This window comes from Arthrobacter sp. Marseille-P9274, assembly GCF_946892675.1.
In the GTDB taxonomy this organism is placed as follows: domain Bacteria; phylum Actinomycetota; class Actinomycetes; order Actinomycetales; family Micrococcaceae; genus Crystallibacter.
The window spans coordinates 695,347-707,988 of sequence record NZ_CAMPOV010000002.1; the positions used below are offsets into that span (position 1 = coordinate 695,347).

The window sequence follows — 12,642 nt, forward strand, 5'->3', positions numbered from 1 at the left end:
AGCCCTCGTCCCTACAGTGGCTGCTGCACCTCGAAGACGCTGCCCCATAACGACGAATTGCACTCTGAAGGAACGGGACACCCCCAAAGGCGCCGCCACAATCGACGGCGGGCCAGCGAGAGGACGGCTTGAATATGGGTCTTGCCTTCGGCGCGTTTGCGCTCGTAGTAGGTCCGGGAGGCGTTGGAGCTTCGGAGGCTGGACATGGCAGCCATGTAGGAGGCCTCCTGTACTTTGCTCAGGCTGAGGCGCGCCAGTGCGCGAGCCCGAGCTGTTCTTCCATCTCTTCAAGCGGCACGCCCTTGGTCTCCGGCATTACCTTCAGGACCCAGATCAGCTGCCCAATCATGCAGACAAAGAAGATCGAGAAAGCCCAACCGCCGCCCAGCGCGATGATCACCGGCGGAAATGCCCACGAGGTTATCGCCGCGAACACCCAGTGGGTCAGGCTCCCCAACGACTGACCGCGTCCGCGGATGCGGTTGGGGAAGATCTCGGAGATGAAAACCCAGATCACCGCGCCCTGACCGAAGGCATGGGAGGCGATGAACACCAGCAGGCCGACGAGCACCAGGACGCTGGAAGTCGTCGTGAAGACAGGCTCGTAGTAGAACATCACAGCGGCAAGGAAACCGAGGCTGATCAGATAGCCGATCGAGCCGACCAGCATGAGCCGGCGCCGTCCGAACCGATCGATGACCGCCAGCGCGGCCATGGTGGCTACCAGGTTCATCAGGCCCACCGCGACGCTCATCAGGAAGGCATCATTCGTGGACGCGCCCGCCCTCATGAGCACTTCCGGGGCGTAGTAGAGAATCGCGTTGATACCCGACAGCTGGTTGAACATAGCAATGGCCACGGCCATCAGGATGACCCCCCGGTGCTGCACCGTGAAGAACGGGACGGTCGGGGCGTTCTCTGCAGCGGCGAGTGAGGCACGGATCTCACCCACCTCCAGGTCGAACTCGGCCTGGGTACTGCACAACCGGCGGGCGACCTGGGCGCCCCGCTGGTCCTGGCCAGTGCTCATCAACCAGCGCGGCGTCTCGGGCACGGTGAACAGCAGGAGCAGGAAGACGATCGCCGGGATCGCCATCACACCGAACATCCACCGCCAGGCAACATCGGCGGGCAGGGAGACGCGGATCAGGTAGTTCGACAGATAGGCCAGCAGGATGCCGAGCACGATGTTGAACTGGACCAAGCCCACCAGACGTCCTCGATGAGCAGCCGGCGAAATCTCGGCGGTATAGATCGGGGCGCACACGCTGGCCATCCCCACCCCGATACCCCCGAGGAAGCGGAAGATCATGAACGGCACGAGGCCCGTGGCCAGAGCGGAGCCCAGCGCACCGACCACAAAGAGGGCGCCGATGACGAAGAGCATCTTCTTGCGCCCATACCTGTCCGCCGGCGCTCCGGCGGTCAACGCACCCACAATGGTACCGATGAGCGCAGTGGCCACTGTGAATCCAAGGCTTCCTGCGCTCAGGTTAAACTCCCGCTGAAGCGCCTGGATGGTCCCCGAAATCACGGCGGTGTCGAAACCGAAAATCAGACCGCCGAGCGCGGCGACGATAGCACTGCGAATGACGAGAGGTCGCATTTGATGTCCAAAGGAGAAGAGGCCGTTCCCCCGCGCCCTCGCCCAGGGGGCCGACCGGAAGTAAGTTCCAGTCGATCGACGTGCACCTCGAGGCTCCCGGAGTCGTCCTCGATCATGACGGGTGTTCGACTTTATGTGAGGAAGCCGGCCCGGAGGCGGTCCTCACCGCGATGGTTCACTAAGCAAACCGCCGGTTGCACCTGCCGCCGGCGCGCAGGTCGTCGTCGGCCAGGAGGACATGAATCGCGGCGAGAACGAAAACGGGGCAATTCTCGCACCGGCGTCGAACGGGCGATTCCGCCTCGCTTCGGTTCTCTAGGGGAATCTTATACCTGCGTGACGAGGGTGTGACGGCTGGATCTGCTCACGGGCTTTCCTGGCGTCGCGAAAGGCACCGGGACGGCCGGGACCGGGATGCTCGAGAGCGGCCGGTCAGCCACGGTGAGTGCCGTCGGCAGCGAGACCGTAAAGCAGCAGGTTCCAGCCGCGGTCGCCATGGACGATCGTCGCGCGCTTGACCTTGCCATCCCGATCGAGCCACCGCAGGTGATCACCGTCCGCGTCTGCCCGATAGCCGGACTGACGGGCTACCCACACCCCCTCGGCAACCGCACGTTCCCGGCTCTCGGCCCACCACCACCACCGGCTCACCAAACTCAGGACAGCAATTGCAAAGCCGAACAGACCCATGAACACCCCTGACAGCGGCGGCAGGACCGGGATGAAGGTGAGCGCCACCGCGCAGACCATCGCGGTGAGCAGGAGTCCGACCGGATGGTTCCACCTGCGCGGGGCGGGAGTCGGCGGAGTGGGCGCGACGTCGGGGAAGACCCGGACCGGTGCGGGCCGTGTTTGGGTATGGCCGTAGTTGTCGTAGTAGTACATCGAGTTCATGAAGGTACTCCTGGCGCGCGAAGGACAAGGAAAGGAATGGTGATAGCAGCCCTGTGGATCAGCCAGGATGTCCGGCCTGCAGATCGGCTCTCAATATCCGGGCGACCCAGCCCCGCCGGTCCGTACTGGGTCGAAAACTGCCTTTCAATTCAAACACTTGCTCAGACGGTGCTGTCCAGCCCGATCGCCATCTGATTGGTCACACCGGCCGTCAGGCTCAGTCAGCAGCCCCAGCACCAGGTCGACGGGGCAAATCTCGTCGTTGCCCGCGGCACGGGCTTCGTTCTGGCCATCGTTCCGAGCTCGGGCGTGAACCGACTGAAGCCCTGGGCCGAATCCAGGTCCAACGGTTCAGCCGGGCTTGCCGGATTTGAACATTCCAAGCAGTCCCTGAGGGATCTCCGGGAGCAGGGTTCAAAAGTGCAGTCGCGCCCGGAACAACCTGATCCGGACGCAAATCTCGTTCGAACGTTTCTAACGCGGCAACTACTCCTTGAAGAAGTGCAGGATCGGCGTACTAGGCGGCAGTTACCATGGGCCCTATGGCTCCGATTCGCGCATGCCCCGCCCGCAAAAAGGTCCGTTGAGCGGGGGGCGGATTCGAGCGGTCGACGCAACGCTGAGATGATTCCGGCTGACCGGCCGGGTGTTTCTGAGTCTATCGGGCGGTGGCCGGGACGAGCTTTTTCTCGGCCCGAAACAGTGCCTGCGGGGTGAGGTAGCCCAGGCTCTTGCGGGGCCTGGTGTTCAGTTCCGCGCAGACGCCTCGGACGTGGTCCTCGGAGTGCACGGACAGGTCAGTGCCCTTGGGAAAGTACTGGCGGGCCAGTCCGTTGAAGTTCTCGTTGGCCCCGCACTGCCAGGGGCTGGAGCGTTCGGCGAAGTAGATCCGGGTCCCGGTGGCCGCGGCCAGTTCCCGGTGCCGGGCCATTTCCACACCCTGGTCCCAGGTCAGGGTCCGTTTCAGGTGGGCCGGCAGGACCGCGAAGGCTGCGGTGATGGCCTGGTTGGTCGTGGCCGCGGTGTGGTCGGCAGGCAGGTTGATGATGATGCCGTAGTGGGTCTTGCGTTCCCGCAGCGTGACCACGGCCGAGACCGACCCGGGCCCAACGATCAGGTCGCCCTCCCAGTGGCCGGCCTCTGCCTTGGTTTCGACCTCGGGCGGGCGCCGGCCGATCATGGTCATGTCCTGCACCGTGGCGCCGTGGCCGGAGCCAGTCCGCCACCGATGCTTGCGGATTTTGCGACCGGTGCGCAGCCGGGCACTGTATTTCTTGTCCAGGGCTCCGTCATCGTTGAAGAGCAGCGCCCGGTAGATCGTCTCCGGACACAGCCGCAGGCCCGATTCAGCCGGGAAGCGCAGGGCCAGCCAGCCGCAGATCTGTTCCGGTGACCAGCGCCGGTTCAGCTTGCGCTGCACGAGCGCGCGCAGGCGCCGGTTCGCCTTCAGCTTCCGCTCCCGCGGACGCCGGCGCCGCCGGAGCGCGTTATGGTCTGCGGTGCGCGGCAGGTACCGGCCCTGCCCGTCCCGGTGCCGGTCCAGCTCCCGCTTGATGGTTGAGGGAGCCCGTCCCAGTTCCCGCCCGATCCGGCGCAGGGAACAGCCCAGTCGCAGCAGGTCCGCGATCTGCAGCCGTTCGCGCAGGGACAGATACCGCCCGGAAGACTGCCCGGCCTGCCCCGGCGGCTGGGCCGCGCGCCGGTTCCGCAGCCGGGTCCCGATGTTCCTGCTCATGCCCAACATCCTGCAGGGCCGGGCATTCGAGACCCCGGCATTGACCAGTTCCCAGTACCGTGTCTCCCTGACAGCCCGCCGCGCCTGCGCCGCGGACAGGGGCCTGGCCGCGTGTTCGGCGAAGCCGCGCGCTTCCCGGATCCCGTCCAGGTGCACCTGCCGCAGGCGGGCCTTTTCGGCCGCCAGGTGCTTTGTCCGCCGGGCCTCCCAGGCAGCTAACGTCGCCGGCAAGAGCCGCAGCTCCCTGCCCACCCGCGCGGCCGGGAGCCCGGACCGCAGCAGCATGAACCGCCGGTAAAGCCACCGGTACCCGGTCGACTGGTTCACCCCGGCGGCCGCGGCGGCAGCTTTCAGGACCGCCCCGCCCAGATAGGCAGACCAGAACGCTTCCTCGACCGCGGGCGCCACCTGGAAGTGATGGCGCCCGTCCCTGTCCTCCAGGAATCGTTCGTTCCACTCCCGTGCCCGGCCGGAAAAGAAACCCAGCCCGGTCTGGGCCGCGGCATGGTCCAGGCCATCGCCCCGGAGCCTTAGGTACTCATCGCGCAGCCACCGGTACGCCGTCTCCTTCCCAATCCCGGCCGCGCGGGCGGACGGTTTGAGACCCCTGCCCTCACGGATAAGAGCCAAAAACCGCCGGCATGCAGGCGAATTGAACTGCTGATACATCGAAGCCACTCCTACAACGGGTGTTGCTTCGACCAACAGAATCCGGGGGGGCCAAAGCGCAACACAGGCTTGCGGCAAGGAATATGAGCTGGAGCGCCAGCTTGAAGTACACCTCAACCTGACGTCAGGTGAGTGGTCGAAGGCCCGTCAGAATAGAGTCCCATTTCCCAATTTCTGACGTTCTGCGACTCGCAATCTTAGAGTTCACTCTGACAGGACGCGAACTTCCGTTGGCCGGCCTTCGCCAGCGGTTTGGCCTCAGCAGTGATTCTCACGGCACCTCGACATATTTACGGTTATCAGTGATTGACGGGTTCAGATGGAAGGGAAAAATCGACAATCGCCGGCAACGAGGATGGCCATTCGGGGCTGAGAGGTGGTCCGGGCGTCAAGGACGCCGTGTACCTGTGCCTGAGCCCGATATTCGAAGTAGGAGCCCTCGAGTGGTCTCGGTCCTCGTAGTTGAACGATGCCTACAGCGGGCCGGTGGACTTCCCAGAGTTCATGGCGCCGTAGCGGAAATACAGCTTGGCCAAGGTGGTCCTTTCGACAGCGGCGACGTCGATTTCACGCAACGGCGGGCGGCGGGACCGGCCGAAGCCGTACGGTAGCCGGATGGAACGCTTTAGAGGGTTCATCGCGGGTCTGGGCACCAGCGCGGGTCGCCGGCTGCTGGTCGGGCACTGGATGGACTCACCGCTCGGCGCCTTCACCGACGTCATGACCGAGGACCGCGACGGGCTGCGGACGCTGCTGGCCCCCAACCGGGCGGTCGCCGACTACGTGTCCGCGACCTACCGCTTCGATGAGGTGGTGGTGGCGCCGCTGGACGCCAGCCTGAGCCCCGCCGGGGAACGGAGCACGGAACCGGGGAACGAACCTGGGACCGCCGCACTGGTCCTCCGCGTTTCCGGCGGCCCGCTGGAGCTGCGCGCCAATCTGGGCCCCGTGACAGCGCTGGGCCGGATGCTGCAACTGGTCCCCGCCCGGATCGCCGTCCACCCGGCGTGGCTGACGGCCGTGAACCGCGCCGCGGGGATCCTGCTCCCGGGGGTAGCCACCGCCGGCTCCGCCGGAGGCGGACGTCGGGAGTACTATGGCGTGCGCTCCATCCGTGGCGTCGAGCGCGCCGCGGCGAGCTGGGACCGGGCCGGCCTCGGGCCCCTCGCGCCGGTGGATCCGCCCGTGCACTTCGGCTTCAGTTCCGTCCCCCGCACGCCGCAGGCCGTGGCCGTCACGACGACGATCCTCCCCGCCCGCCGCTGAGGCGGGACCGGTGGCGGAAGGGGGTTAGTGGCATTCGTTGCCGAAGGCAACAAGACCTTCCCTTCTCAAGCTCGGAGTTTACAGGCATGGTACAGAGCTAAAGCGATTCACTGTCGAGGAGCAGATGTTTTTGCATTCGCCCCCAGATGTTTTCGAGCAGGGACACGTCTCGGACCGCTCCCTCGCCGGCTGACGACACCATGGTTGCGTTGGCACGCAGCGGGCAACACCACGCCTTCCCTGTTGCGAGTCCTCAATCCACCGTTGGCTTTAAGGTCGAAGTCTCTTAGGTCTGGCTGAATTGGCCGGGGCGGACAATGGCCGGCCCGCAGCGGTCGGCCATTGCGGATTCAGTGGACTAGGCGGTCTTCTCGAGGGTTCCCGGCTGAACGTTCTCGCGCTCCTCCAGTGCGCCGGTCACCGAGGCCGTGAGGCTGTTGGCGATGTGGGTTCGTGCTAGCTCGGCCGCGCCGGTGCCATCGCCGGCAACGACAAGTTCAAGGATCTGGTGGTGCTGGTTCAGGTCGATGGTCCGGGGCTCGTCACCGGAGGGCAGTTCCAGGCCAAGACGGCGGTAACGGTCGGACTTGTCCCACAGGTCGTCGAGGAGCTTGATCAAGGTGGTGTTATGGGAGGCGGTGTAGACGGCGCGGTGGAATTCCCGATGAGCCGTGATGGCCTCCTCACCCCAGACCCGGGTGACCGGCAGCAGCTTCTCGGCTGCGGCCCGCATGGCCTTGATGTCAGCCTCGGACCGGCGGTAGGCCGCCAGTTCCGTCGCTGACGGCTCGAGGGAGAGGCGGACCTCCAGCAGCTCGCGGGCCTCCAAAGCGCTGATGTCAGCCACGCGCGAGTCACGGTGCGTGTCCATGACGATCAGGCCCTCGCTGGCCAGCCGGCGGATAGCTTCACGCAGAGGGGTGATGCTCATCTGCATGTTCTCGGCAAGGTCGTACTGCGAGATGCGCGAGCCGGGGGCCAGACCGCCGGAGAGAATCAGCTGGCGAAGTTCGCTGTACGCCAGGGCGCCCTTGCTGGAAAAGACGTTCGGGGTGTTCATCAGGCTCCGCACTCTCTGCTCCGGGGTTGTGGTTCCGGTCACGCTCAGTATAGTCTCTGCGAACATCTTATAAGATATTCAGCGAAAAGGGTTGTGCGCTGGATCACTGATCGGCTAGCCTGATCAGCATCTTATAAGAAATAAGATATTCGCCTTAGGAGAGATTCCCCGATGAAAATCGTTTCCGCCCACGTTGGCACCATTCCCATCAGCTCCTCGATCCGGAACGCGTTCATTGATTTCACCAAGATGGACTGCACGATCATCGCCCTTGTCAGCGACGTTTTCGTCGACGGCAAGCCCCTGGTCGGCTACGGGTTCAACTCGAACGGCCGCTACAACGCCACGGGCATCCTGCAGGACCGCATCCTGCCCCGCCTGCTCGATGCCCCCTCCGAGGACCTTTTGGACGAGGACGGACAGCTCTCCCCCGAAAAGGCGTGGGACATCATGATGTCCAACGAAAAGCCCGGTGGACACGGCGAACGTTCCGTCGCCGTCGGCGTCGCCGACATGGCCCTGCATGACCTTGCCGCGAAGATCGCCGGCGTTCCGCTCTACCGCTGGATTTCGGACCACTACGGCGACGGCAACCCGGACAAGGACGTCTTCGTCTACGCCGCCGGCGGCTACTACGCGCCCGGCAAAACGCTTGAAGACCTGCAGAACGAGATGCGCGGATTCCTGGACCAGGGATACAACGTGGTCAAGATGAAGATCGGCGGCGCAGACCTGGCCGAAGACCTCCGCCGCATCGAAGCCGTGATCGAGGTCCTGGACGGTGACGGTTCCCGCCTGGCCGTCGACGTCAACGGCAAGTTCGACCTTGAGACCGCGCTGGAATACGGCAAGGCCATGGAGAAGTACAACCTGTTCTGGTACGAGGAAATCGGCGACCCGCTCGACTATGCCCTCAACGCGACCGTTGCCGAGCACTACAAGCACCCGATTGCCACTGGCGAAAACCTGTTCTCGATGCAGGATGCACGCAACCTCATCCGGTACGGCGGCATGCGCCCGGACCGCGACTTCATCCAGGTCGACCCTGCGCTGAGCTACGGTCTGGTTGAGTACAAGCGCTTCCAAGATGTCCTGGCCCAGCACGGCTGGTCCTCGCGCCGCTGCATCCCGCACGGCGGGCACCAGTTCTCGCTTCACATCGCTGCCGCCCTCAAGCTCGGCGGCAACGAATCCTACCCGGGCGAATTCCAGCCCACCGGCGGCTTCACCGACGACGCCGTCGTGGTCAACAGCCGGGTAGCCCCCGGCGACCTGCCCGGTATCGGCCTCGAAGGCAAGGCCGAGTTCTACAAGGTCCTGCGCGGGCTGCACGAGTAAACCACTCGATGGTGCCCGGTCCCGGGCAGCACCGCTGCCCGGGACCGCACCTCTCTTCCTCCCTCAGTCTGACGTGCGAAGGAGCACCCTAGATGTCGTCCCACTCCATTAAAGGCCAGCACCACTCATCCCCGCCCAAGCAGCGCTCCCGCTTCCGCCGCCTGCTCAGCGAACTCTGGTTCCAGGTCGTCCTGGGCGCCGTCCTGGGCATCGCCGTCGGCTTCCTCCTGCCCTCCGTCGGCAAGCAGCTCACACCTCTCAGCGACTGGTTCATCGCCCTGGTGAAAATGATCGTCATCCCCGTGGTGTTCTGCGTCGTTTCGCTGGGCATCGCATCAATGGACAGCCTACGCAAAGCCGGCCGCATCGGCGTCAAGGCTCTGGGCTACTTCATCGTCCTGTCACTGGTTTCAATGCTGATCGGACTCGTCGCCGCCAACGTCTTCCGGCCCGGCGCCGGAATGAACATCGATCCTTCCAAGCTGGACGCGAGCAGCGTGCCGGAAACGGCCAACCAAAGCTTCAACGGCATCGAGTTCGTCAACAACATCATCCCCGAATCGCTGTTCGGGGCCCTGACCGGCCACACCATCATCGCCGCGCTCATGGTATCCATCGTGTTCGGCGCAGCCATGAACGTCTCCGGCGAATCCGGCGCATTCCTTACCCGCGGCATCCAGGCCCTATCCACGGTCATCTTCAAGATCGTCGGATGGGTCATGCGCCTGGCCCCGATCGGCACGTTCGGCGCACTGGCAGCCGTCGTCGCCAACTACGGCACCCAGAGCCTGCAGCAACTCGGCATCCTCGTGCTGCTGTTCACCGCAACCTGCATCGTGTACGTCCTGGTCATCCTGGGCAGCATCGCGCGTGCCTGCGGACTGAACATCTTCACCCTCATGCGCTACTACAAGGCCGAACTCCTCATCGCCCTAAGCACCTGCTCCAGCGAAGCAGTCCTCCCGCAGCTGATCAAGAAGCTCGAAGCCATGGGCGTCGGCAAGTCCACCGTCGGCATCGTCATCCCCTCCGGCTTCTCCTTCAACCTGGACGGATCAGCCGTCTACCTGACCATGGCCTCAGTCTTCCTGGCACAGGCCGTCGGCATGGACCTCTCCTGGGAACAGCAGCTGGTCATGGTCGGTGTCATGATGCTCACCAGCAAAGGCACCGCCGGTATCGCCGGTGGCGCGTTCATCGTCCTGGCCAGCACGCTCAGCTCCGTCGGGCACATCCCGCTGGCCGCCCTCGCCCTCATCGTCGGCATCGACCGGCTCCTAAACGAAGGACGCGTCTTCATCAACGTCCTCGGCAACGTCATGGCCGCGGTGGTCGTCGGCAAATGGGAAAAAGACTACGACCCCGAGCAGGCCAAAGCAGCCCTGTCTGCCCGACCCGCAAAGACCACGGAACCTGAACTGGAACTGGAACAGTCACCGGCCGGCCACCGCGAACTCGTCGAAGACAAGGTCTGACCGCCCACCCGCCCACAGACAGCTGCGCCCCCGGCACACGCACCGCGGGGCGCAGCTGCGCTACGTTTCCCCGTAACCCTTCAAGCGAACCAGAGAGGACGCCTCCCACCGTGGCACGCATCCTGATCACCACCGACTACCTCGCCCCCGGAGACGACGTCGACCAGCTCCTCCGCCGGCACGGCCACGAAACCGTCTACTCGCCCTACACGGGCCCACGGGAGCCAGCGGACCGGAAAACCCTGTTCACCGGCTTCGACGGAGCGATCCTGGCCAGCGAACCCGTGACAGCGGACATGCTCGCCGAAGCGCACACCCTCAAGGTATTGGCCCGCAGCGGCGTCGGTTACGACTCCATCGACGTTCCTGCCGCCTCCGACAGCGGTATCCGCGTCTGCAACGCCCCGGGCACCAACCACCACTCCGTCGCCGAACTGACCATCGGCCTGATCATCATGAGCGCCCGCCGCCTCGCCGAAGTCACCGCCGCCGTCCGGCAAGGCCAGTGGCCACGCGAAGCAGGCCACGAACTGCGCGGTTCGACCCTGGGCATCATCGGCTACGGCCCCAGCGGCCGCGCCACGGCCCGAATCGGACTCGCGCTCGGGATGACCGTCATCGTCAGCACCTCCCACCCCGACCCCGAGGATCCCTCAATCCGCTTCGCCGACCTCGACACCGTCTTCGCCGACTCCGACTACATCTCCCTCCACGGACGCGCCGACAGAACCGCGGCACCGCTTATCGATGCCTCCCGGCTGCAGGCCATGAAGCCCACCGCCGTCCTAATCAACACCGCACGCGGGTCACTCGTGGACGAACACGCCCTGGCCCAGGCACTCCGAACCGGCACCATCGCCGGAGCCGCCCTCGACGTGCTCGAAAACGAACCGCTGACAGAAGACAGCCCGCTCCGTCGCCTGGACAACCTGCTCATCACCTCCCACCTTGCCGGCCAAACAGCCGAAGCACGGGCCCGCGCAGGGCTGGCCGCCGCCCAAGCGGTCATCGACGTCCTCGAAAACCGCGAACCCGCCCACCCGGTTGACCGATAACCAAATCGACCACCAAAGAAACGGAACAATTCTGATGTCAAACGCCCACAGCATTGCAGTCATCCCCGGCGACGGAATCGGCACCGAAGTCGTGCCCGAAGGACTGCGCGTCCTCGACGCCGCAGCCGCAGCCTTTGACCTGAACCTCAAATACGAGCACTTCGACTTCGCTTCAGCCGACTACTACACCCGGCACGGCAAGATGCTCCCCGACGGCTGGCAGGACCAACTGCAGCAGTTCGACGCCATCTTTTTCGGCGCTGTCGGATGGCCCGATGTTGTCCCCGACCACATCTCGCTCTGGGGCAGCCTGCTGCAATTCCGCCGCCACTTCGACCAGTACGTCAGCCTGCGCCCGGTCAAACTCCTGCCTGGCGTGCCCAGCCCCCTCGCCGGCCGGCGGCCCGGCGACGTCGACTTCTACGTCGTACGGGAAAACACCGAAGGCGAATACTCCAGCATCGGCGGAAAAATCTTCGAAGGCACGGACCGCGAAACCGTCGTTCAGGAAACCGTAATGACCCGCCAGGGTGTCGACCGCATCCTCAAATACGCCTTCGATCTCGCCCGGAGCCGGCCCAAGAAGCACCTGACCTCTGCCACCAAGAGCAACGGCATCTCCATCACCATGCCCTACTGGGACGAACGCGTCGTAGCCACCGCCACCGGCTACCCCGACGTCAACGTCGACAAGTACCACATCGACATCCTGACGGCTAACTTCGTCATGCACCCCGACTGGTTCGACGTTGTCGTGGCCAGCAACCTCTTCGGAGACATCCTCTCCGACCTCGGACCGGCCTGCACCGGAACCATCGGCATCGCTCCCAGCGGCAACATCAACCCGGAACGCAAGTTTCCCAGCCTCTTCGAACCCGTCCACGGCTCCGCCCCGGACATCGCCGGCAAAGGCATCGCCAACCCCATCGGCCAGATCTGGTGCGCGGCCATGATGCTCGAGCACCTCGGAGAACCCGAAGCCGCGGCCGCCATCACCACCGCCATGGAGACCGTGCTAGCCCGTGGACCCCAAGCACTCACCCCTGACATGGGCGGCAACGCCACTACCGAAGATCTGGGCAAAGCAGTGGCCTCAGCCCTAACCGCACCACTCGCACGCACAACCGGCAAGAGCCTGACCACGGACGGCCGGTCATGCTCCGGCAGCACATCCGCTGACGCCGGCTGATCAGAGAACGTCCAGATTCGCCGGAACCCCAGGGCCCTCCCCACCGGAACGGTCGCGGATGCCACGGCAGACGGCACAGCGCCCTGCATCCGAAACGACTCCCGAGCAGCCTGCACCATGTACGAATCTGGCACCGGATCGAGGTGCGCGGAGCGAAACACCAGAGACGGGCTCTCTGCTACCGCATGAGCATCGCCTCTGAGCGTCAAGGCACGACCACCCCTGAGTAAGAATGGAGACCCCTGACGCAGCACACCATGAGGAGCGAGGACTTCCGGACCATGTGGACCGCGCAAAACGTCCGCCTCCACCGAACCGGCACAGGTGCCTGGCGAGTCACGAAGTGGGGCCAGAT

General features: G+C 64.8%; 9 protein-coding genes. 5 read left to right on the forward strand and 4 right to left on the reverse strand.

The annotated features are described in order from the left end of the window. Positions 1 to 238: 238 nt before the first annotated feature. The 3 genes from OC550_RS16440 to OC550_RS16450 form a co-directional block, all read right to left on the reverse strand. The gene (locus OC550_RS16440; RefSeq protein ID WP_262106989.1) at positions 239 to 1,606 is read right to left on the reverse strand and encodes a sugar porter family MFS transporter; all 1,368 of its coding nucleotides are present in this window, start codon (positions 1,604 to 1,606) and stop codon (positions 239 to 241) included. A gap of 432 nt (positions 1,607 to 2,038) precedes the next feature. Then, entirely contained in the window at positions 2,039 to 2,500 is a 462-nt protein-coding gene (locus tag OC550_RS16445; protein WP_262106990.1) for a hypothetical protein, read from the reverse strand. A 658-nt stretch (positions 2,501 to 3,158) separates the two neighbouring features. Further along, positions 3,159 to 4,865, reverse strand: a complete 1,707-nt coding sequence (locus tag OC550_RS16450) for an IS30 family transposase (protein WP_262106991.1) — start codon at positions 4,863 to 4,865, stop codon at positions 3,159 to 3,161. Between the two features lie 654 nt (positions 4,866 to 5,519). Between OC550_RS16450 and OC550_RS16455 the strand changes: the two genes are divergently transcribed. After that, positions 5,520 to 6,170 (forward strand): hypothetical protein, encoded by a 651-nt coding sequence (locus OC550_RS16455; RefSeq protein WP_262106992.1) that lies wholly within the window; start codon positions 5,520 to 5,522, stop codon positions 6,168 to 6,170. A 358-nt stretch (positions 6,171 to 6,528) separates the two neighbouring features. Here OC550_RS16455 and OC550_RS16460 read toward each other — a convergent pair whose 3' ends face one another. Beyond that, positions 6,529 to 7,272, reverse strand: coding sequence for a GntR family transcriptional regulator (locus tag OC550_RS16460; RefSeq protein ID WP_262106993.1), 744 nt, complete (start codon positions 7,270 to 7,272; stop codon positions 6,529 to 6,531). Between the two features lie 129 nt (positions 7,273 to 7,401). Here OC550_RS16460 and OC550_RS16465 point away from each other — a divergent pair, with 129 nt between their 5' ends. The 4 genes from OC550_RS16465 (at position 7,402) to OC550_RS16480 (ending at position 12,287) form a co-directional block, all read left to right on the forward strand. Continuing rightward, a complete protein-coding gene (locus OC550_RS16465) occupies positions 7,402 to 8,568 on the forward strand; it encodes a mandelate racemase/muconate lactonizing enzyme family protein (RefSeq protein WP_262106994.1) in 1,167 nt (388 codons plus the stop codon). Positions 8,569 to 8,660: 92 nt separating this feature from the next. Beyond that, positions 8,661 to 10,043: a cation:dicarboxylase symporter family transporter gene (locus OC550_RS16470; protein ID WP_262106995.1), complete on the forward strand. Its 1,383-nt coding sequence runs from the start codon at positions 8,661 to 8,663 to the stop codon at positions 10,041 to 10,043. A gap of 110 nt (positions 10,044 to 10,153) precedes the next feature. Continuing rightward, positions 10,154 to 11,098: a phosphoglycerate dehydrogenase gene (locus OC550_RS16475; protein ID WP_262106996.1), complete on the forward strand. Its 945-nt coding sequence runs from the start codon at positions 10,154 to 10,156 to the stop codon at positions 11,096 to 11,098. Between the two features lie 34 nt (positions 11,099 to 11,132). Continuing rightward, entirely contained in the window at positions 11,133 to 12,287 is a 1,155-nt protein-coding gene (locus OC550_RS16480; RefSeq protein ID WP_262106997.1) for a tartrate dehydrogenase, read from the forward strand. The last annotated feature ends 355 nt before the right edge of the window (positions 12,288 to 12,642 follow it).